At 42.2% G+C, this 22,684-nt stretch carries 20 protein-coding genes; 12 read left to right on the forward strand and 8 right to left on the reverse strand.

Translation table 11 applies throughout. From position 1 onward, the window contains the following. Positions 1–412 precede the first annotated feature (412 nt). The 5 genes from RMY27_RS19030 (at position 413) to RMY27_RS19050 (ending at position 4,078) form a co-directional block, all read left to right on the forward strand. Positions 413–826, forward strand: a complete 414-nt coding sequence (locus tag RMY27_RS19030; RefSeq protein ID WP_322665839.1) for a secondary thiamine-phosphate synthase enzyme YjbQ — start codon at positions 413–415, stop codon at positions 824–826. Between the two features lie 291 nt (positions 827–1,117). Further along, positions 1,118–1,867 (forward strand): hypothetical protein, encoded by a 750-nt coding sequence (locus RMY27_RS19035; RefSeq protein WP_322665841.1) that lies wholly within the window; start codon positions 1,118–1,120, stop codon positions 1,865–1,867. A gap of 32 nt (positions 1,868–1,899) precedes the next feature. Then, the gene (locus RMY27_RS19040) at positions 1,900–2,688 is read left to right on the forward strand and encodes a Nif3-like dinuclear metal center hexameric protein (RefSeq protein WP_322665843.1); all 789 of its coding nucleotides are present in this window, start codon (positions 1,900–1,902) and stop codon (positions 2,686–2,688) included. Between the two features lie 281 nt (positions 2,689–2,969). Next, complete coding sequence (locus tag RMY27_RS19045) at positions 2,970–3,188, forward strand: hypothetical protein (RefSeq protein WP_104904795.1); 219 nt, start codon at positions 2,970–2,972, stop codon at positions 3,186–3,188. 578 nt (positions 3,189–3,766) lie between these two features. Then, on the forward strand, positions 3,767–4,078 hold the full coding sequence (locus tag RMY27_RS19050) for a DUF6679 family protein (protein ID WP_012408115.1): 312 nt from the start codon (positions 3,767–3,769) through the stop codon (positions 4,076–4,078). A 64-nt stretch (positions 4,079–4,142) separates the two neighbouring features. On the opposite strand, the gene RMY27_RS19055 is transcribed toward RMY27_RS19050, so the two are convergent. From RMY27_RS19055 to RMY27_RS19080, 6 genes are all read right to left on the reverse strand, one after another. Further along, positions 4,143–5,813 carry an MBL fold metallo-hydrolase gene (locus RMY27_RS19055; RefSeq protein WP_322665846.1) on the reverse strand — a complete coding sequence of 557 codons (1,671 nt, stop codon included), beginning with the start codon at positions 5,811–5,813 and terminating at the stop codon, positions 4,143–4,145. 626 nt (positions 5,814–6,439) lie between these two features. Then, complete coding sequence (locus tag RMY27_RS19060) at positions 6,440–6,907, reverse strand: DUF29 domain-containing protein (RefSeq protein WP_322665848.1); 468 nt, start codon at positions 6,905–6,907, stop codon at positions 6,440–6,442. A 265-nt stretch (positions 6,908–7,172) separates the two neighbouring features. Next, positions 7,173–7,415, reverse strand: coding sequence for a hypothetical protein (locus RMY27_RS19065; RefSeq protein WP_322665849.1), 243 nt, complete (start codon positions 7,413–7,415; stop codon positions 7,173–7,175). A gap of 290 nt (positions 7,416–7,705) precedes the next feature. Next, on the reverse strand, positions 7,706–8,182 hold the full coding sequence (locus RMY27_RS19070) for a hypothetical protein (RefSeq protein ID WP_322665850.1): 477 nt from the start codon (positions 8,180–8,182) through the stop codon (positions 7,706–7,708). A gap of 290 nt (positions 8,183–8,472) precedes the next feature. Next, the gene (locus tag RMY27_RS19075; RefSeq protein ID WP_322665851.1) at positions 8,473–11,616 is read right to left on the reverse strand and encodes an efflux RND transporter permease subunit; all 3,144 of its coding nucleotides are present in this window, start codon (positions 11,614–11,616) and stop codon (positions 8,473–8,475) included. 159 nt (positions 11,617–11,775) lie between these two features. Then, positions 11,776–13,233 (reverse strand): efflux RND transporter periplasmic adaptor subunit, encoded by a 1,458-nt coding sequence (locus RMY27_RS19080; protein WP_322665852.1) that lies wholly within the window; start codon positions 13,231–13,233, stop codon positions 11,776–11,778. A gap of 570 nt (positions 13,234–13,803) precedes the next feature. Here RMY27_RS19080 and RMY27_RS19085 point away from each other — a divergent pair. From RMY27_RS19085 to RMY27_RS19095, 3 genes are all read left to right on the forward strand, one after another. Beyond that, positions 13,804–14,685, forward strand: coding sequence for an Npun_R2479 family HD domain-containing metalloprotein (locus RMY27_RS19085; protein WP_292728868.1), 882 nt, complete (start codon positions 13,804–13,806; stop codon positions 14,683–14,685). A 113-nt stretch (positions 14,686–14,798) separates the two neighbouring features. Further along, the gene (locus RMY27_RS19090; protein WP_322665855.1) at positions 14,799–15,914 is read left to right on the forward strand and encodes an ABC transporter permease; all 1,116 of its coding nucleotides are present in this window, start codon (positions 14,799–14,801) and stop codon (positions 15,912–15,914) included. Between the two features lie 81 nt (positions 15,915–15,995). Further along, entirely contained in the window at positions 15,996–16,601 is a 606-nt protein-coding gene (locus RMY27_RS19095) for a hypothetical protein (RefSeq protein WP_322665857.1), read from the forward strand. Positions 16,602–16,617: 16 nt separating this feature from the next. Here the strand turns inward: RMY27_RS19095 and RMY27_RS19100 are convergent, their stop codons facing one another. Together RMY27_RS19100 and RMY27_RS19105 are read right to left on the reverse strand one after the other, a co-directional pair. Continuing rightward, on the reverse strand, positions 16,618–17,643 hold the full coding sequence (locus tag RMY27_RS19100) for an ABC transporter permease (RefSeq protein ID WP_322665859.1): 1,026 nt from the start codon (positions 17,641–17,643) through the stop codon (positions 16,618–16,620). 143 nt (positions 17,644–17,786) lie between these two features. Then, entirely contained in the window at positions 17,787–19,439 is a 1,653-nt protein-coding gene (locus RMY27_RS19105; protein ID WP_322665861.1) for an ABC transporter substrate-binding protein, read from the reverse strand. A 536-nt stretch (positions 19,440–19,975) separates the two neighbouring features. On the opposite strand from RMY27_RS19105, the gene RMY27_RS19110 reads away from it, so the two are divergent. The 4 genes from RMY27_RS19110 (at position 19,976) to RMY27_RS19125 (ending at position 22,504) form a co-directional block, all read left to right on the forward strand. After that, positions 19,976–20,302, forward strand: a complete 327-nt coding sequence (locus tag RMY27_RS19110; RefSeq protein WP_289795423.1) for a hypothetical protein — start codon at positions 19,976–19,978, stop codon at positions 20,300–20,302. After that, the gene (locus tag RMY27_RS19115) at positions 20,266–20,613 is read left to right on the forward strand and encodes a hypothetical protein (RefSeq protein WP_322665863.1); all 348 of its coding nucleotides are present in this window, start codon (positions 20,266–20,268) and stop codon (positions 20,611–20,613) included. Before RMY27_RS19110 ends, RMY27_RS19115 begins: the two co-directional genes overlap by 37 nt. 142 nt (positions 20,614–20,755) lie before the next feature. Further along, positions 20,756–22,285 (forward strand): photosystem II chlorophyll-binding protein CP47, encoded by a 1,530-nt coding sequence (gene psbB / locus RMY27_RS19120; protein WP_322665864.1) that lies wholly within the window; start codon positions 20,756–20,758, stop codon positions 22,283–22,285. A gap of 111 nt (positions 22,286–22,396) precedes the next feature. Next, positions 22,397–22,504 carry a photosystem II reaction center protein T gene (locus tag RMY27_RS19125; protein WP_084227385.1) on the forward strand — a complete coding sequence of 36 codons (108 nt, stop codon included), beginning with the start codon at positions 22,397–22,399 and terminating at the stop codon, positions 22,502–22,504. The last annotated feature ends 180 nt before the right edge of the window (positions 22,505–22,684 follow it).

The raw sequence follows: 22,684 nt of genomic DNA on the forward strand, positions 1-22,684 counted from the left end.
TTGAAGCAAAAAAATCTTATAGGTAGATATTAATTATACTGGACTTTAGACTAGGCTGCGGTGCGAAGCGCAAAAGCTTAACAGTGATTGAGATAGCGAAAAATATACTCAATCCTAAAGCAGACTTGAGGTATTACAGAAAAAATATTAGATTGAGCGAGAATTCTTTAAAAAGGATCCTTATTGGCATAACAGCGTAGAAGGACGTATTATTTTTGTAAAAAGATGCTTTGACTTCCAACGTTGTTTGTATAGAGGAGATATCAAATTTAAACGTTGGGTGGGCTATTAATTTTGAGCGTGGACACGATATTTTGATTAGATGCCAATTTTAATAATAGTTGAGTAGTGTGGCGATCGCAAGAACAAGTTGTTTAATATGGTTATAATAACCTCAATCTCAGTATTTCAGATGACTCACTATCAAAAGTTACTCAAAATTTCTACTAGGGGCAAATCTTTTCAAAACATCACTACGAAAATTGAAGCTATAGTTGCCGAATCGGGTGTTGAAACTGGTCTTTGTACTTTATTTTTGCGCCATACTTCAGCCAGTTTAGTTATCCAAGAAAATGCCGATCCTGATGTTCTAGTGGATCTAGCTAATTTTATGGTAAAACTCGTCCCAGAATCAGGCAAATACATCCACGATGCAGAAGGTCCCGATGATATGCCAGCACATATCCGTACTGCACTCACCCACACTTCTGAACATATCCCCATTAATCGTGGTCACTTAGTACTGGGAACTTGGCAGGGAATTTATGTTTGGGAGCACCGCCAGCACAGTCATTCCAGAGAATTGGTTGTTCACATTTCTGCATAGCCGATTCTCAAGTTTTCTTGAAGGTGTGGTTTTGTAGAGTTTGAATACTCTGGTTATACTGTCTACCTTTTGGATATAATCTCCTAAAGTCACGGTAATATGCATTAAATGAATATCGCCTTGATAAATTTTTAATCACAATTATTGATGCAAAACTAACCAGATATGCATTAGATAATTCGTGTATATTTGTAAATCCAAAAGTTAAGTTTATTTGTGATTATTAAATAATCCGCTTATACCGATATACACTAATATTTAGTGTAAGCTGTCTGGGCTATTACTATTACTATGAAGCAAGAATTAACACCAACTAATACTTTTCAACTTATTGATGAAATCCTTGCCCAGCAGTCTGTTAAATTATTGTCACTTAGTCCTCAAAAAACATTAATTACCAGCTTTGCAGAATTGGGAAATTTGATTGCGGAACAAAAGACCGACATTCAAATCCTCACAACTATTCAAGCAACTCTCGAAAGCATAGTCCGTACTCAGTTACAAAACTTCCCAGAAAACATCTTCTGGGATTTCGATTTTTTAGTAAGTAGTATGCTTAGGCAGGCTTTAAATGCAGAGGAGGGTGCTATTGCATTTTTAAAGATTTTTGGTGAAAAGATGGTTTGTCTAACAGAGATGTTCGGAAATCACACGGAAATACGCTTCCGTTATGTTCATGATTTTATCTATGGATTTGACTGGGCAAGATGGGTACAAAAAGAACCGCAAAAACGCGCACATATAGAACCTTTTAGTCTGGTATTTTTGGATTATTTGCTCGTAAAAGGTAAGGAACTTTTACAACGTATTAATCATGGTCAGGTCGTATCTTATAAACTGTGTGAGACGGGCTACCGCAACCCCTTTACCTTTTCTCGTGAACCAGAAGATGAATACCGTCTGCTAACTTGTCTTGCTGAAGAAGAACTTATTCCAGTAGCGGCATGGAACTGGAATGCTAGCCCTGTGTGGAACAAACCTTTTCAAGAAATGCGCCAGCAATTAGCATTAAAATTAAATATTCAACCACAGAGACGCTGAGAAGCAATGAAAAATTGCTGAAGAAAATAATTATGAAAATTGCTGATTTAATTACTTGGTTTGAAGCATGGGCGAATCCCGCTTGGTGTGAAAGCTGGGATAATTGTGGGTGGCAAATTGAACCAGGAGTCTTGCAGGAAAAAGCACGAGTTTTGGTGTGCTTGACACCGACTTTAGCGGTAATGGAGGAAGCGATCGCAGAAAATGCTAATCTGATATTCGCCCATCACCCCTTAATTTTTAATCCCCTCAAATCTTTACGCACTGGTGAAGCGATCGCACAAATGGTACGGTTAGCCTTTACCCACAATATTGGTATTTACACTGCTCACACGAATTTTGACCAAGTGCAAGATGGGACTGCTGACGTTTTGGCTCAGATTTTAGAACTCAAAGAAGTTGCTCCCATAGTACTTACACAAGGAGGATTAGGATATGGCCGTGTTGGTTTGCTAGAGCCATTTATGACATTACAGGAATTACTTGCAACTATTCAAACCCGACTCGCTCCCCCTAATTTGATTTTTTCCCCGACTGCTGATTTACAGCAAACAATTTCACGAGTTGCTGTTTTGGGTGGTTCGGGGGCTAGTTACATTTCAGCCGTTGCCAAAACAGGTGCCCAAGCTTATCTGACTTCTGACTGTAAGTTTCATCAGTTTCAAGAAAGCCGCGACCGCAATCTCATTTTAATCGATGCTGGACATTATGCTACCGAACGTCCGGCTTGCGATCGCTTGGCGCAAAAATTCCAGTCTTTAAACTTAGACTGGGTGCAATTAAGTCAAAAAGATGAAGATTTCCGCCAGTTTTTTGCTTGATTCCTGATGTTTGATTGGACTTTGTGGATGCTTGTCGAAAAAATTGATTATTGTATTTTAATTTTGTTAAAACATTCAGATTTTCAATATTGATGCTGAAAATTCCTATTCTTTTTTATCTCTGTATATTAATAGATGGAGTATAGAAAAATCATATTGTGATGTAAATCACCGATTAAGCGTAATACTAATCACACAGTATTAATGTTTCATATCAATTAGTAATAGAGGAAAATGTTCCACACTAGACCTAATAGTTTGCTCACTCTGCCCTAATTAAGATGATTCGCACAATTATTGCATCTGCTTTCCAAACCGGATATCTTAGTGTTGAATCTGAGGGTTTACTCCAGCAGGTGCTAGCCACTAAATGCTATCAGTCAGAGGATTTGCCAGACCTAGCAGCTCTATACGATGCAGTTCGCGCAGGAAAAATTAAACGAGAAGCATCCTCGTCGAACGTGCTTATAGAATTTCCTTTACCACATAAATCCTCCTGAGACTTCTGGAGTAGAATTTTCTCATGGTCTTTTCCCTCTACCTCTTCCCTTACGCTGTTGCCTTTTTTCAGGCAAAAACCTGAAAAACTCAAAACTATTTGGCTGTTGTTGTTGAAAAGCATCAAGGTCAGCAAGAGAATGAGTTAAGATCAGATACAAGTGGGTAAAAGTAAAGCCAAGTCCCCGGACTTCCCAGTAATGCCAATGATTAAAAGTAGGCAAGTTAAACAACCGCAATCAACGATTGTTTTGGAGTATTCTTTATTACATAATGGTAAGAATGACTCACCAAGAAATATAAACCTGGTTAGGACAGGTACCGAATTGTTTGACTTCCATAGAAGCAGACATTCCCTAGAATAAGCCGGAGAGAGACTGAGTTCATTGCTGGAGCAACCATTGATTTATGACCCAACATTATCCTGGTATTTTGACAACTAGAAGCAAATGTTAGGATTGGGTTATGAAGCGTACTTGTTCTGAACAGTGAAATTAACCTCTTAAAGGTGTAATGTAATGGGGTAGAACCCAGATTTTTACAGGTTTAACTACGTTGTTTAAAAAGGCAGAAACAGTACATGCTACACCGCAAGATTTATCAACTCTGTTGCGATGGGCGCGAGGTATGTGTTTTCTTGCGGGACCAGCAACGCTGGATTGAACGCGCCCGCATCATAGACATAGAGGGAGATTTAGTGACCCTACGCTATGAAACAGAAGAAGAGGACGAAGTTTGTTCTTGGGAAGAAATGGTTCGCCTCGAGAGCATTGGTGCTGTAACGCAAAAATTGGCTTCAGTACCACGCGGTAATGTAGAACCTCTGATGACTGAAGATTGTCCCGAAGCAGAGCGCATTCACAACCGTTACACTGACTCGAACCCAGAATAAATAATCAGTGCTGAGTACTGAGTATCGAGTGCTGAGTAATAAATCCTAACTCAGGACTCAGAACTCAGGACTCAGGACTAGATAAACCTTCAAAGGCAGGACAGTAACCTTCGAGAGTTACCTTAAAGTTATACAACGGGGAAGCTGGGTTCCAACACCGCTGCCCCCTTTGATGTCGGCAAGTACCACAACAGTCTACGTCTGTCCATGTATAGCGATCGCTATTTTGGTTGAGTAGTTCTCGTTGAGACAATCCCCTTAATACTAGTTCCTCCCCTTGCCAACGAGCTTCGATTAAACCAGTATCGGCAAATTGCCGCCAACGCGGATCGGCAGTAATCACATTGGGTAGGGTGATTGTAATTATTGTTCCTAACTCTGTCAGTTCGCCTTCGTAGTTAGTCTCTGGAGCTGCCGGCTGTAAAAATGTGTCGCCGATGGGCAGTTCTACTAAGGTATCAGCTGCCGGGGAATGTATATGGTAGCGATTTTGTAACTCTTCTAAGCTCGTCAAGTCTGCCAAGTAGGCAGGGGAACCGTGGACAAAAATCACGTGCTGGGGTCGCAAATTATGAATTAGCTGCGTAGTACCAGGGCCATCACTATGTTGAGCTAAAAGATAGCTTTCGACAGTGCTGGGTGCTAAATATTCTTTGTTAAGTTTTATATCAATTTTTTCTGGTAGGAGAATCAGCCAGGGCCCAGTGTCTAATTGGCAATGTTCGCCTAAATCAGATGTTGAATCGGTGAGGACAATACAAGGTGACTTGCCCACACTGGGACGATGTTCTGCTTGTAGACGACGCACGCGAGGACGTACCCGTTCATCCCAAAATAAAGGTTGATGGCGGGCGAAGTTCTGTACCGATGGGGGGAGATGCGGTAGCAGTTCAAGGTAGGCATCACACCCAGTAGCGACAGCACCATCTACCCAAATATCTAAATCTCGTCCAGTGAAGTGGTGATGCGATCGCAAGAGCATTAATAATTCTTGACCCAATCCTAAAGCCGGCGTGGGAAGAATTACAGAACAATGGTCAGCGATCGCGCGATTAATTCGCTCGGCTAGTTGATTTTCTTGGTTGCGGCGGTGAGGATGACGGGATGTGCCATAACTACCTTCAATGATTAGCACATCCAAATCTAAGCCCCGCAATTCCTCTAAACGCAAACCTTCTACTAGTCGGGAGTTCGATAAGAAAAAGTCCCCTGTATACAGTAGCTTGTAAGTACGCTGCTGGGTGGTATAGGTCAGGAGAATTGCTACTGCCCCTGGTAAATGCCCTGCGGGAAATAATTCTGCTACCAAACCATCTTGAAATTCCACAGGCGATCGCAATGGCAAAGCATGGCAAAATTGGGAAATTTCCTTCGGATCTTCGTCTACCCAATTCAGCGGTAATAACTTGCTAGTTACTTCACTACCATAAATAGGTAACTTGGGAAAAGTTTTATGCAGCGCCAGTAAGCCTTTAGCATGATCTGGGTGAGCATGACTAATCAAAACTAAATCTGCTGGTAGGGGCGAACTAGTTCCACGTCCCGATTTAGTAAGCCCGTTAGCCAGCGATGAAATATCATCCAAACCACAGTCCAACAGAATGCGGTGTGGCCCCATTTTCACCAATAAACACACGCCCTCATTGTCATGCTGGACACTATAGGGCAAACATTCTAATTCGCTACCCGCTTCCCCAGCATCTACGCGAGAGGATGCCGACAGATTATCCCTCATGCTCTCCTCCCCTCAAACCTGATCATCATGGACATATCCCAAAAGCCAAAAGTTACACAAATTTTGGTTTTGTGACTTAGGGGTAAGTTTTATCGTGCGCCCCTACACCCTGAGAATACGGATTTTGGATTGGGGAGGACGCCTGCACCGAACCCGCACTGGTTCGGAAAGGTGGGCTAACGAGAAGCTATCAAACTAGGAGCTACAGCAGTTTGCCTCTGGTTTCTTTTCCCTTTACAAGTTTTGAGCGCTCTTAGCCAACTCACCCTCGGGGAAGTCGATCGAGCGTTTACAGATTTATCTCAATGTGCGGAGCCATTGCCATGATAGTTATCTGAATCATAGAACCCGTTTTTCGTGCCGAAAAATAAGCACGAAATCGTAAATATAACTGTTAATCCAGCTAGAATCAGCTTTACATCCATTTCTCTGCTGCCCTTTACTCAAAGACTTTCCTATATTAATTTAGTGCTTCTGCAATCAAACGGAATCACTAGAAAATCTTTACTATGCTTATATGGATTGGGCAATAGGTAAATTTACCGCAATCAGTCAGATTGTAGAACCTTTCGGTCAAGCTGTCTATCTATCTAGATGTAAAGCAATATGACAGCAGGAGCAATCCTCTACAGCCCGTAAAAATCTTCATCTAAAATCTGCTCAATGGAAAAAGGACAAACGGTGGGATACTCATTTTCTTGGGGTACCCGAATCCCAAACTTAGCCAACTTACCTTCTTTAATGCCTAGCTTGCGAGCATCTGGGTAGGCTTTTTCCACTGCCTCTACCAGAAAACTTTTTAGAGAAGGAGTATCTGCTAAATTATTCAGAACTCGCTGACGATGTTCAAGTATTGAGCTATACCAGCTTCCTTTCATGCTATCAGGTACATCATACTGAACGCGTAACTTGAGTAAATGTGCTAACAAAATTGTCAGATTGCTTTTGAGCGCATTTTTCTCTGCTTTGCCCAAATCAACTAGCTCCTCAATCAAATGCTCAATATCCAACGCCTCAAATTCATGATTTTGTAACTGTTGAATGGTTTGCTCAATCCATAATTGCAAATCTTGATCGTATAGCGGGTTAGGCATTTCTCAGATTAGCTCCTAGTTACTCACTCGATCATATCGATGAAAGCGAGTTTTGCACTAATCGGCGTTTACCCAAGGTAGAGAGAGGAGGAAAGTTAGTGTAGGGTGAAACAGAAAAGGAAAAAGAGGGAAAGCTTGCTGTTTTGGCGGGGTGTGATGAGCATAATTGGGGGCAAGGAGGCAAATTACACGCGGCTAAAAGTATAATAACAACCTTGCAATTCCTAATTCCTGATTGAGAGCCTTTAATACTTGTGGACGAGTATTAAAGACTCATTGACGAATGTTTGATATTCATCGCCGAAGCTTTGATATTCAGCGACGAATGTTTGATATTCAACGACGAAGCTTTGATATTCAACGACGAATGTTTGATATTCATCGCTGAATCTTTGATATTCAACGACGAAGCTTTGATATTCAACGACGAATGTTTGATATTCATCGCTGAATCTTTGATATTCATCGCTGAATCTTTGATATTCAACGACAAAGCTTTAATATTCATTCACCGTGAGTTTAAAAAACCTCTCCCTGCCTTGATCTAAAGTTCAAGTCTGTCCCTCTCCGACTCGGAGAGGGACAAGTTTTGCGTAGTAAAACCGGGGAGAGGTCTTTTAAGCGGACACGATATCACCTATCAAATTCAAGTCATTCACGAAAAAATACACTTTGTTTTGCAAATCATGAGACTCTTGCAGAAGTTGAGAAAACAGAAAGGGGAAAAGAAAAAGGAATTACATCTCCCTTTAACCTTTCCCCTTGAACTTTTCTGGTGCATCTGGCAATATTTACAGACTATGAATCAGATGCAGCTTTGGCAGGTTTACTTTTTATAGCCTTAAAGCGATCGCCTAATTGTTCAGCTATAGTTTTTAACCCTGGAGTTTTCTTAGCAGCTGTCTTGACGTAATCATAAACTGTCAAGCTGCTACCCATTGCTTCGCTACCGACTGCCATTAGGGTATCATCTACTTGTTCTGTCAGTTGTCGCAGTCCAATCAATAGTTCGGTGAGGTTAGCGGCTAGTTGATAATCCCGAATAAACTCATCTAAATCAAAGCTGGCTGGTAAGATTTCCTTGTTAGACTGGGCAGCAATCAGGCTAGTGTTGACAAAAGCGAGTCTTTTATCGCCCATCTTAAATAACTTGCGTCGTTCTTCTACACTCAGGGTAACGAGAAAAGGCATTTTTGCTTGGATAGTCGCGAAGGCTGCTTTAATTTCCTGGATATCTGCTGGGGAAAGGGAGGCGGTGATGTTTTGGTAAGCCATTGGTTATTTACTCAGGTGAATCTGTTTGTTATGATTCCCAGGGGTAAATGCGATCGCACAACAGGCAGAGAGACGGAATAATTTTAGATTTTAAATTTTAGATTTTGAATTAAATAATCTATAGTAGTTTTCAAATGGAAGCAATACAGTTTGACCTCTCTCCAAACCTCTCTCCTAAAAGGAGAGAGGCTTTGAGTCTTACTCCCCAACACTAGCAGGGAAGGGGCTGGGGGTTAGGTTTGTATTGAACTCAGCCGATAAGCATTATAAAATCCAAACTTGAAAAGGCATTATGGGCGCGATGGTTTTTTACCAAAGCCATAGCGCAATGTATCCATAATCCAAGTTTGAAAATTGTCGATGTAGCTAAAAATCACTGGTACTACCACCAGTGTCAACAAAGTAGAAGTTGTAAAACCGCCCATAATGGCAATTCCCATCGGTTGGCGAACTTCAGAACCCGCACCAATTCCTAATGCTAAAGGCAGAATACCTGCGATCGTTGCCAGAGAAGTCATCATAATCGGGCGTAGACGTGACACACCTGATTCAACAAGTGCCTGACGTTGGGTTTTACCTTCTTGCATATTGATAATGGTATAGTCAACTAACAAAATTGAGTTTTTGGTGACAATTCCCAACAGCAACACGATACCAATCAGGGCATATATTCCCAAAGGTTTTTGAGCAACCATCAATGCTACTAATGCGCCGCCTAAACAAAAGGGTAAGGCTGCCATAATCGATAATGGATGAAGAAAGTTGTTATACAGCAGTACCAGAATTGCATAAATACACATTAATGCTAGCCCCAACGCACCGCCAAAGCGACCGAAAATATCTTGCATAATTTTGGCACTGCCTGATGGTTGCTGTACTACTCCTGGCGGTAAGTTTTGCATTGCAGGTAGTTGGTTGATTGTCTGGACTGCCTCTCCTAAAGAAAGCCCTTGCAAATTGGCTTCTACAGCGACTTGACGGGCGCGATCGTAACGGTTAATGGTAGCAGGGCCGCTACCAAAGCGGATATCTGCTACTGCTATGAGGGGAATTAATCTACCATCTTGACTAGGGACTTGCAGATTTGTGATTGTGTTAATGTCAGCCCGCGCTTGCGGATCAATTTGCACACGAATCGGGATTTGGCGATCGCTTAAATTAAATTTCGCCAAGTTGGCATCATTATCGCCGATGGTGGCAAGAGACGCAGTACGAGCGATTGCTTGCACTGTCACCCCTAAATCTGCCGCCCGTTGCGGGTTAGGAATTACCAAAATCTCTGGTTTAACTAAACTTGCAGTCGAAGCCACTTCTACCAATCCGGCTAGTGATCGCATCTGTTTTTCTAGGGCATCAGCAGCTTGATTTAATGCTTCGGGATTTTCACTTCTGAGGACAATTGATAAACCTTTGCGACTGTCACCCGGTGACTGACTTTGAAAACTAATTCTCGCTCCTGGTATTTGCTCAAAGGAAGGACGCACTTGTTCCTCAAACTGTTTTTGGGAAATATTTCGTTCTTCTCTAGGTTTGAGATTAATCGCAAGGCTGGCAGAATTGATCTCTTCTGTTGCTAGTACACGTTCTACTACTGGGTTTTGGCGGATAATGTCAGTCGTTTGTGTGACTACCTTGTTAACGTCTTGTAATGTAGAACCAGGAGGTAATTCTATAGCTACGTTAGAAATTCCAAAATCGCCATCATCAACAAAACCCTTGGGAATTAAAGGAACCAGCATTGCACTGGCAATAAAAAAAGCTAAGGCGATCGCTATTGTTGTCAATCTATGGCGTAACGCCCACTGTAAAAGCGATCTATAAGGTTGAAACCCTTGACGCTTTTCATCTCCAAGTTTTCTACTTCCCTTCCCGCCACCTGGAAGTGTAAATTTAAAATTAAAAATTTTTATTACTCCCCTCTGCCCCTCTGCCCCCCTGCCCCCCTGCCCCTCCTTCTCCTTTAAAAGATACGCCCCCATCATCGGCGTAACCATCCGCGCGACAAGAGTTGAGAAAATTGTGGAAACGGCAACGGTAACGCCAAATGGTTGAAAAAATTGCCCCGGAATCCCACCCATAAAGGCAACGGGCAAAAACACTGCAATAATCGTTGCTGAACTTGCGATTACCGCTAATCCTACTTCGTCGGAAGACTCAAAAGCCGCTTCCCAAGCTGACTTGCCCATAGCGATATGCCGTTCCATATTTTCAATTTCCACAACGGCATCATCTACCAAGTTGCCCACTGCCAGCGCTAATGCCAATAAAGTCATGTTGTTGAGGGTGTAACCAAGGGCTTGCTGCACTGCGAAGGTGGGAATTATTGATAGGGGTAAGGCAACAGCCGTAATTAATGTTGCTCGCCAGTCCCGCAAAAACACTAAAATAACAATGACCGCCAACACTGAAGCTTGAATTAACTCATCAATGGTGCTTTGGTAAGATTGACGGACAATATCGGCTCTAGTAAAAATTAAATCCAGCTTGACATCTGGAGGAAGAGTTTTTTCCAGTTGTTTGACTGCTGCTTTCACTCCTTCTTCCACAGTTACTAGAACGCTGCCAGTACTACGCAAGACTTGGAAAGCGACCACGGGTTGATTATTTAAACTGGCAGCTTGGCGCACGTCACCAAATTTATCTTCTACGGTTCCCAGGCTGGATAAAGGTACGGAACCACCTTGTGGTAGGAGGATTTCATAAGTTTTCAAAATATCTACACTGGCGGCACTTCCAAGTGTGCGGATACTTTGTTCGCTACCACCGACTTCGGCACGTCCGCCAGGTAAGTTAATGTTCAAAGCACGGATTTGGTCGTTTACCTGAGTGGCGGTAATCGCTAAAGATTGTAAGCGATCTGGATTAAGATTAATGCGAATTTCTCGGTCAACGCCACCCACGCGCTGAATTTGTGCTACACCACGAACTCCCAATAAGGCGCGGCTAATAGTTTGGTCTACGATATTGCTTAATTCTTCTACAGAACGTCGGTCTGATTTAACTGCGTAGGTAATCACCGGGCCGCCGGAAAATTCTAGGCGTTCCACAATTGGATCGTTAATGTCTTGGGGTAAATCTTGACGAATTTGAGCGATCGCATTCCGAACATCATTGGTGGCGCGATCGCTATCTGTACCCAAAACAAAATTGATTGTCGTCTTAGAATTCCCATCGCTAACGGTGGAAATCATGTAATCGATATTGCCCAACCCCGCCACAGCATCTTCAATTTTTTTCGTCACTTGGGATTCTAGTTCTGCTGGGCCTGCACCTGGTTGGGTAACTTTGATCGAAACTGTTGGTACATCAATATTTGGGTTAGTATCAATCCCCAAGGATATGAATGAGAACCAACCGACAACCGTCAAAATTAAAAATAAAACTATTGTGGGAACAGGTTTTTTAATCGACCAGGCTGAGATATTAAAAGACATTAGGAAATTTTAGATTTGGGATTTTAGATTTTAGATTTGTCATTAGTCACTTGTACTGAGCGTACCCCTCCGGGGAAGCAAGCTACGCGTAGCGTCTTGTAGAGAAGCCGTTGGTGCAGCCTCTCGTAGAGAAGTATTGGTTATTTTTCCCTATTTCCTTCAATTTGCAACTCGAACCCGATCGCCATCTTTGAGATAACCTGCACCATCAACTACAACGCGATCGCCTAACTGTAACCCACTCTTGATTTCCACTGTGTCGTTATTGCCAGGATCTCCTAACTCTACTTTCTGGCTGCGGGCTGTATTTTCACTCGATAAGATGAATACAATTACACTTGCGTCAGCTTGGGATTGCACTGCTTTTTGTGGCACTACCATTCTCATCCCTGAGTCAGTAGTAATTGCAGCACTAGCAAACATTCCTGGTTTAAGTAAAGTTGTTGGCGGCAAGTCAATTTTCACTGTCGCCTCCCGTCTTTGATCGTTCACCTGTGGTTGTATGTCTCTGACTCGTCCCTGCGATCGCACCCGCCGATCGACATCAGAAGTAACTTGCACCGATGCGCCAATTTTCACCTGAGTTAGTTGAGTTTCAGGCACCTTCGCCTGAAGTTCTAGCTTTTCATCTCGGATAATCGAAAATAGTTTTTGTGCGCCACCAATCACAGTTCCCACCTGAGTTTGCGGCGGTACACCAGTGACATCACCGACTCTAGCCAGTTTCTCGGCGATTACTCCCGAAACCGGCGCACGTACTACAGTTTGTCCCAACTGAGTTTGCAGTTGTTGCACCTTAGCAGCACTGCTCTTGACATCGGCTTTGGCTTTGTTAATGATCGCTTGGGCGTTATTAATATTGGCTTGGGCACTGCCAATATTAGCCTGGGCACTACGCACATTTTCTTGGGACAGGTTCACAACTTCTATGGCAGTTTTCACATTGTAGGAACGAGTATCAAGTTCTTGTTTGCTAATCGTCCCAGAGTCAGCAAGTTGTTGATAGCGCTGATAATTCTTGGCTGCTTCCTCCAACCTCGCCTTAGCTTGAGCTAAATCGGCTTGTCTTTGCTGGACTATTGCTTTATTTGATAGCAAATCTGCCTGCTTGGATACCAAATCGGCTTGTTTGGATGCCACGTCTGCTTGTTTCGATTCCACATCTGCTTTTGCTTGGCTAATTTGGTTTTGCAGTATGGAACCATCCAACACCGCCAACACTTGACCTTGTTTGACAAAAGCTCCTTCTTTGACGTTTGCGGGGATGCTTTTAATTTGTAAACCGTTTGTTTGCGGTAGCACCGGAATTAAATCACTCGCGGCTACAGTCCCAGTAGTTTTCAGGGTACGGACAACACGGGCGGATTCTACTGTGGCGATAGTAACTGTCATCGCTGGGTTAACTTTTTTATCCGCTACTGTGCTTTGTTGACGGGATGGAAAACGATTTAATACACTCATCCCAACCAAGGCGATCGCAATTCCTAAACCAGTACCTAAGAATAATGGCTTCAACCATGCCCTGGTTAGTTTTTGATCTGATTTGCTTAAAAAATTTCTATCTTCAGAGGTTATAGCTTCTTCCACCTCAACTTCTGAAAGACTTTCATCGCTCACAGTTACACCTCTACTTTCTGTCTATACATACCAAATCTTGGTATTTTCTTAAAAAAACTTGAAACTTATTTACTTCGATATCAACTATGACGCATTTCATAGTAAATGTCTTTCATCTGCAAAAGTATATAATACAACTTTGTCACTAAGAGAAATTACGACCGGATAAATGATAATAAATTTTATGTAAATTATGATATAAAAAATCCTCTCATCTCATAGAGCTACTCTATGTCACACACCATCTGTATTTAGATCACTGCCAACCAATGCTTATATATGAAAAACTAATATAGCTCATCTAGATTTATCTAATTAGAATTAAAAGTATTTATGTACCTTGGTACACCAGTAAATTATTTTTTACACTTAATCAAGCATTCCTCTAAAGCCTTGGTGTTGCCAGGAAGCCATGCATCCAGGCATAGATAAAGCTAGCGTCCACAGCTATACGTGAGTTACAAAGGAGCAAACTCCATTGTCTTAAATTCCAGCAAGGGTGGCCTTGACTATGGAATTTTGAAATCAATCCAATCAATAACAAATTGGTATTTACCAGAGTAAGCAGATATGTTTAATGCCACTGAAATTTTAATTGATGCCTTTGTAAATGAAATTCGAGACGGCTACCGTCGCACTTATGGCTGCTTTAAAAATGATTATCAGGATATTATCGCCTGGGCAGGTAACATGGCTTTGGAAAACATTGCCAATAGCGACGCCCTTTATCACAATGTTGAACACACAGTCCTAGTCGCCCTAGTAGGGCAAGAAATTTTACGTGGCAAACATATTAGGGAAGGCGGTGTTTCCAGTGAAGACTGGTTGCATTGTATTATTTCCTTAGTGTGTCACGATATTGGTTACGTTAAAGGGGTTTGTCGGCAAGACCGAGAAACAGCAAACTTATATGCCACAGGTAAAAATGGCAGAATGATTTCTGTGGCTGCTGGCGCTTCTGATGCCAGTTTAACGCCGTATCATGTTGATAGAGCCAAGCTTTTTATTGATGAGCGTTTTGGAGGTCACAAGTTAATAGATGCTGACGCAATCAAGAGCAATATTGAATTGACTAGATTTCCCGTACCTGCGGCAGAAGATCATCAAGATACAAAGTGCTTTGCAGGATTAGTCCGTGCTGCTGATTTGATTGGTCAACTAAGCGACCCGCGTTACCTGAAGAAAATTACTTCTTTATTTTACGAATTTGAAGAAACTGGTGTAAATAAAGTTTTGGGCTATAAAACCCCTGCTGATTTACGCAATAACTATGCTAAGTTTTATTGGAATGGCGTCTATCCCTATATCCAAGAAGGACTGCATTACCTATCATTGACACAACAGGGAAAACAAATTCTCGCTAATCTCTACTCAAACGTGTTTGTTGTGGAACATGAAAAACAACAGGAAGAACAGCAGCGGTATTTAGAGAAGTTAGCAGTTGGCAGTTAGGAGTTAGGAGTTAAAAGTTAAGAGTTAGGAGTTTAAGAGTTGAAAATTATTAATCATGAGTTATGAATTAAGATAAAAGCTTAATAACTCCTAACTTATAACTCCTAACTACTATGGATTGGTGGCGACGACTTAAGAAAAATCCTTTGGCACGATTTGGGGCAATTTTGCTGTTAATTTTCTATGTAGGAGTAATTGCAGCTGATTTCGTAGCTCCTTATGACCCCTATGCTTCACAGCCTAATGGTTCACTGCTGCCACCAACTAAGATACATTGGGTTTCTCAGTCAGGGCAGTTTATTGGGCCTTATGTTTATCCGACGACTCAGGGAGACACGAATTTAGATACAGGCGATCGCCAAATCATTGTAGACTCAACAAAGCCTTCGCCTCTGCGTCTATTTGTCTCCGGGCCAGAATACCGATTGTTGCAGATAAGTTTGCCACTACCGCCCAAGTGGGATGAAGTCACAATCTTTGGTGGTATCCCCTTAAATCGGCATTTATTTGGCACAACAACTGGCGCAAAAGTCAATATTTTGGGCACTGATGACCAAGGCCGCGACCAATTTAGTCGCTTGCTGCATGGCGGTCGCATCAGTATGTTTATCGGGATTTTTGGGATTATCATTACCTATCCCCTCGGTTTGCTCATCGGGGGAATTTCCGGCTATTTCGGCGGTGTGACTGATAGCGTCATTATGCGCTTGGCTGAAGTGCTAATGACTTTCCCCAGTATTTATCTTTTGGTAACATTGGGCGCAGTCTTACCAGCGGGTTTAAGTAGTACCCAGCGCTTTTTGCTGATTGTGGTGATTACTTCGGTAATTAGCTGGGCTGGTTTAGCACGGGTCATTAGGGGACAGGTACTATCAATTAAAGAGCGAGAATTTGTTCAAGCCTCGCGTGCAATGGGCGGGAACCCAATTTATATCATTGTCCGTCACGTTTTACCGCAAACGGCTAGTTATGTAGTTATCTCTGCGACTCTTGCAATTCCTAGCTTTATTGGTGCAGAGGCGATATTGAGTCTCATCGGTTTGGGTATTCAACAACCAGACCCTTCTTGGGGCAATATGCTTTCTCTGGCTAGCAATGCTTCAATTTTGGTGTTGCAACCTTGGCTAATTTGGCCGCCGGCTGTGCTGATTATCCTCACAGTGCTGGCATTCAATTTACTTGGTGATGGGCTGAGAGATGCACTCGACCCGCGTAGTTTAAGAAGATAAGCTTTTAGAAGCTTAAGTTGATATTTGTGCAAAAATTAGGTGTGTATTCTCCAACTAGAAACTAAACGGAGTAGTAGTTCTATGGCCTACAGCGAGTTTAGTTTAGCTAAAGCAAAACAAGAGTTTAGTTTAATCACATTAGAAAAACGCGATATTTTCGCTACTGTTCCTGAATTAACAGCAAGTAATTTACTTGTAGAAACACTCAATTATAACCTGGATATCGCTTTAGGCAGTAATAGTGAAAAAGCTCGCTCTGAGTTAATTATTGCTCCAATTTTAGTTGATTTACGCCGACAATTACACGAACAAGTTAGTTTATTTTCGGGAGTAGATTTTACTGTCGATAGTAGCAAAGGATTAAACGGCACTTGCGATTTTATTATTACTAAATCTCCAGAAATTCTAATTTTGACAGCACCAGTAATTACAGTTGTAGAAGCTAAAAAAGAAAATATTAATGGGGGTTTGGGTCAGTGTGCAGCAGAAATGGTAGCAGCCCAAATTTTTAATCAGCAAGCTGCAACTGAGATTAAAACAATTTACGGCGCAGTCACAACGGGCAGTATTTGGCAATTCCTGAAACTAGAAGCACAAACATTGACTATTGATTTAAGCGAGTATTATCTCAAAGATGTGAATAAAATTCTTGGTATTTTAGCTAGTGGTATTTCTCAAGAAATTTAACAAAATGTCCAACAGCTTAATATCGAATTCGCGGATCTACATAAGCATTTAAAATATCAATCAAAATGCTTGCACTCACAACGATCGCACCAAAAAAGACTAGCACTCCCTGGACTGTGGGATAATCGCGATCGGCGATCGCTTGATACAATCGATTAGCTAACCCAGGCCAAGAAAATGTTACCTCTGTCAAAATCGCCCCACCTAACAGAGAAGCAAAAGTTAATCCCAAGACTGTAATCACTGGAATTAGCGCATTTTTTAAAGCATGAGAGGCTAAAATTTTATTTTCACCAATACCTCTGGCTCTAGCAGCTTCTACATAATCTGCTTGCAAGGTTTGCTTTAAATTCACTCGCACAATTCGCTCAAAAATTCCACTGAGCAAAATTCCCAAAGTGAGACTCGGTAGAGCCAGATGGTGCAAAGATGTAAAAAACTGAGTGAAATTTCCACCAAGCAAGCTATCAATTGTATACAATCCAGTGACAGTAGTTGGAGCCGGCAGATTGGGCGGAAAGCGGTTGGAATTAGGAAACCAACCCAATTGGACTGAAAAAATCAACTGCAAAAGCATTCCCGCCCAAAACATAGGGAGTGCGTAAGTGATGATACCAAATAGGCGCCCGCCGACATCAAAATATGTCCCAGGACGAGAAGCCGAAAGAGTCCCAACCGCAATTCCGACGATGAGTGCAACCGCCATACTACACACTGCTAATTCCACCGTCGCCGGGAAATATTGCCCAATTATGTCCCAGACATTTTGTCCGCGGCTCATTAAAGAAGTTCCCAAGTCAAAGCGCAGTATACTTCCCAAATAATTTAGATACTGTAGCCACACCGGTAGGTTTAAACCGAGTTGTTTTCGCAATTCTTCTTTAGCAGCTTCTGGGGCACGTCCACCAAGGATTGCATCTGCTGGATCTCCTGGTGTTGCTCTTAGTAAAAGAAATACAATGGTGATGATCGTTAATAGCTGAAGTGGCGCAAGAAGCAAGCGAGAAACAATGTAATATTGTAAAGCTTTAGAACGAGACATAAGTAATTTAAATTTTAAAATTCACAAAGCACTTTTGGGAACTATTTTAACTATCAAATAGATAGATATTGAACAAGAAATTTTTTATCGAATAGTCAAAAGTCAATAGTCAAGAGTTCTTACTAATGACTAATGACTAATGACTACTTTTTAAGTGTTTGGTAAAGCAAAATTTGGGTAGGGTTAAGTTTTACGCCATTAACACCATTTCGGGCAAATACATAGTCTTTGTTTTGCCATAAGGGAACGTAAGGTACATCAGTAGTAACTTGCGTTTGAATTTCGTTAAAAATTTTCTGACGCGCTTCGGGGTTTTGTTCTTTGCGTTGACCATCAATCAATTTATTTATGGCTTCGTTATAGTAGAACGAACCCTGAGTTTGACTGCCTCCATCTTCGCATCCTTTAGCAACTGAACCTTTGTCACAAGATAAAAATGGCTGGACGTAATTATCTGGATCTAAAAAGTCTGGATACCAATCAAGTAAAGCTGCCGGATACAAACCTTTGGCAATGTCTTTAAAGAAGGCAGGCCCTTCCGCTTGGGTAACTTCAAATTGGAGTATTCCATCCATTTTGACATCCACAAGGGATTTGAGTGTCTGTGCTGCCAAACTACGAGTAGGTGAACTAGAAGGATACCAAACTTGTACTTTTGCAGGATTTTCTTTGGAGAAGCCAGCAGTAGCTAATAATTTTTTAGCTTGATCGAAGTTAGCATCACCATATTTATCTTTGAATAATGGCACAGAAACTTTAAATGTTGTGGGAATCATGCTATAAAGCGGATCTGCTTGACCAAGTAAGACTCGCTCGTTTAAAAGTGGACGGTCAATTATGGATGCGATCGCTTGTCTTACCTCTAATTTATCTAAAGGCTTTTGATTCCGGTTTAATACCAGATAACTTACTACACTACCTTCAGCTGCGATCGCTTGCCAATCCCCTTTTTTACCACCTTCTTCCAAACTCCGATTTTGATCTGGTTGCAGCGACAGATAAGCTACATCGATTGCCCCTGTACGGAAAGCATTAAACAAATTAACTGGACTAGTTTGAATTTGGAGATTAACACCCTTGTTAACTGGTTTTTCTCCCCAATATTTATCAAATACATCAAATCGGATGGAATCAGTACCATACTGTCCTAATTTGTAAGGACCAGTCCCCACAAAAATATTCGGCTTGAATTTACCAGCGCCGACTTCGTAAGCTTTTGGAGAAACGGCACACACTCCAGGAAATGCCAACAGTGAGGGAAAAGCTGCAAAGGACTTTTTCAGCTTGATTGTCAACTCATACTCGCTTGTCGGTTTTATCGAATCTACTATATCACCTAGTAAAAATGAGGGTTTTCCTTTATTTTCAATAAAGCGCTGGATGGTAAAGGCCATTGCTTGAGCATTGAAGGGAGTACCATCATGAAAAACTACTCCCTGACGTAAAGGGATAGTATAAGTTAAGCCGTCTTGACTGATTTTGGGTAATGCTGTAGCTAGTTGGGGTTTAATTTCGGTGCTTCCTGGTTCGTAATTATAGAGGCGATCGCTCATATTAAACACCAAACCTAAAGCTGCTAACTCATAAGCATCAGCCGGATCGAGGGTTCTTGGCTTTGCTGTTGTACCGATAGTAATACGACCATCACCTGTAGAGGTATTTACAGAACCTGATGGCGGCGTAGTTGATTGCGGACGAGGAGCGCAGCTAACAACTAAAAATAAACATAGACAGAACAAAGATAGGAATTGTGTAATCCGACCCCACCGTTTCACGGACAAGGAAAACCAGGTCATAGCAGTAATATACTTGATATCAGCGGTCAGCAATTTTACTACATTTGTGACTCTTTTGCTGAATCTTCACAATTTATAGTGGTTATTGTTTTGAGGGAACACTCCGTTGCCATCTAAATTAAAAATTTATAGCGGATACTCAACTTCATAATTAAGTTAATTGCTGCTGTAAGATGTCTACGACGGGCTACGCCTATGCACTATTTTGTTACAAAAATCATTAATAAAATACAAAGTTTGACATTTAAGATTTATTAAGTATTGAAAAGTTTTTATTTAATTAGAATTTTCAACATTGGCTAAATTTGTCGTAAATTCATAGTTACTAGGAAAATAGGTCTTGTTAAGGTTTGACCTTAGCCCAAATAGTGTAAGTTGAGATTTTAGCTCTTGCTGCTTGGGAACAGACACCGATAGAGCAGTTTATCGTCAAGATTAGCTGTATTCTCAAAAAGAACAGTGTTTGAACATTAGCGACTAAAGCGATCGCGATATCGTTAACAGCAGATTGAAAGTCTAATAGTGAGACTAAGACCGTGAAGTATTTCTTTCTATCTGAGGGATGGGCAGTTGCAAGAGTCTGGGCATCTGATGGACTCTGGCAAATAACTGCATGGCGACGCCAACCAGATATTCAGCGAATGAATATTTGTTTAGTCGAAGAAAATGAATTGCTCTGGCTTTATCGAGTTGAAGAAGCCGTTTTAACCGTGGAAGTCAAGCCAACAACACCAGTAATTGGTAGTCAGACCATCGGCCAAGTAGTACTCAAGCGTCTGATGAGCGCCGAACAGGTAATTGAACGCCTGGGTACAGCTGAGGCGAAGTGTCAACTGCAAAATATCCACTTGGTGGTTCAGTAAATCTGGGGCATGAGAGGCAGAGGTGCAAAGGGGCAGAGGGGATAAAACTTACTAAAACTTCTCTGCTCCCCTGCTCCCCTTCTCCCCACTCCCCAGGTAAAGAAAAGATAAGCAAATTTCATCCCCGACGGGTATTGGTAGCGAAAAAACTTGGAGATGCTACGCGATCGCATCAATTTACACGCTTGCAAACAATTCCATCAATAGTTACACTTTTTAAAACATTCTCATTTTTGCTTGGCGATGGCTACCCTAACATAGGTAAACCTCCCGAAGCGAGTAAGCATTGCCAAAGCACCCACGCTGTCTGACTTATTAAGACTAAGCTGTGGTGATACTCTGGTGGCAATAACAAAAAACAAGAGAGAGTTTTATGAGTGGCGATTTTCGTCTCTCATAACCTCAGTAAGAAAATTGCTTTGTAAACTAACTCATCGAGGAGGAGCGTAGTCGATGGGACTACCCTGGTACCGAGTACATACAGTCGTTCTGAATGATCCAGGGCGACTGATTTCTGTACACCTAATGCACACAGCCTTAGTAGCAGGCTGGGCTGGTTCGATGGCACTCTACGAACTAGCTGTTTTTGATCCTAGTGATCCAGTTCTCAACCCGATGTGGCGTCAAGGGATGTTCGTCCTACCCTTTATGGCACGTTTGGGTGTTACCCAATCTTGGGGTGGTTGGAACGTTACTGGTGGACCATCAAGCGATCCTGGCTTCTGGTCATTTGAAGGCGTTGCTGCCGCTCACATTGTTCTTTCCGGTCTGCTGTTCCTAGCTGCCGTATGGCACTGGGTTTACTGGGATTTGGAACTCTTCAGAGATCCCCGCACTGGTGAACCCGCTTTAGACTTGCCAAAGATGTTTGGCATTCATCTATTCTTATCTGGTCTACTTTGTTTTGGTTTTGGTGCTTTTCACGTCACCGGACTATTTGGTCCGGGGATATGGGTTTCTGATGCTTATGGTATAACTGGCGCTGCACAAGCAGTAGCACCAGAATGGGGCCCAGATGGTTTTAACCCCTATAACCCTGGTGGCATTGCGGCTCACCACATTGCCGCTGGTGTTGTTGGTATTATTGCAGGCTTATTCCACCTGACAGTTAGGCCCCCCGAACGGCTCTACAAAGCCTTGCGGATGGGGAACATTGAAACAGTACTTTCTAGCAGTATTGCAGCAGTCTTCTTCGCTGCTTTCGTTGTTGCTGGTACTATGTGGTACGGTAACGCCGCCACACCCATCGAATTGTTTGGCCCTACCCGCTATCAATGGGATCAAGGCTACTTCGGTCAAGAAATTCAGCGCCGCGTCCAAACTAGCGTTGCTGAAGGTGCAACCCTTGAGCAAGCTTGGTCGCAGATTCCTGAAAAATTGGCTTTCTACGATTACGTCGGTAATAGCCCCGCTAAAGGCGGTCTATTCCGTACAGGGCCAATGGTGAAGGGTGATGGCATTGCTCAGTCTTGGCAAGGTCACGCCGTATTCAAAGATTCTGAAGGACGAGAATTGACCGTGCGTCGTCTCCCTAACTTCTTTGAAACCTTCCCAGTGATTTTGACTGATGCAGATGGAATTGTCCGGGCTGACATTCCCTTCCGTCGGGCAGAATCTAAATATAGCTTCGAGCAATCTGGTGTTACCGTTAGTTTCTACGGTGGCGATCTGAATGGTCAGACCTTTACAGAACCAGCTGATGTGAAGAAGTACGCCCGTAAGGCTCAAGGCGGTGAAATCTTTGAATTTGACCGGGAAACCTTGAACTCTGATGGTGTATTCCGCACCAGTCCTAGAGGTTGGTTTACCTTTGGACACGCCGTATTTGCTCTGCTGTTCTTCTTTGGTCATCTCTGGCATGGCGCTCGGACAATCTACCGAGACGTATTTGCTGGTGTTGACGCCGATCTTGAAGAGCAAGTTGAGTGGGGTCTGTTCCAGAAAGTGGGTGACAAGTCAACCCGCCGGAAAGAAGCCCTTTAATTTCAGTGCTGAGTAAAGAAGTGCTGAGTTCCGAGTTAAGGCTCTGACTCAGCACTTAGCGCTCAGCACTCAGAACTTTAATTACTGGCTGGATAAAGAGGAAATCGTAATATGGAAAGCGTTGCGTACATCTTGATTTTTACTCTGTGTATAGGTACTCTCTTCTTTGCGATCGCATTTCGCGAACCCCCTCGCTTTGAGAAACCAAAAGATAAGTAGATCCTATCCACAGACTTTTAAGCGGATTTAATCTTAATATCCGTTGCTACTAAGTATGGTGGCAACGGATATTATTATATTTGTCATTTGTAATTTGTCCTTTGTCTTTTATGTTGCTTCTTAACTACTAACCAATGACCAATTGACCAGTGACCAATGACTAAATATTGTGATATAATT

This window comes from Nostoc sp. DedQUE09 (genome assembly GCF_034530915.1).
Classification (GTDB): Bacteria; Cyanobacteriota; Cyanobacteriia; order Cyanobacteriales; family Nostocaceae; genus Nostoc.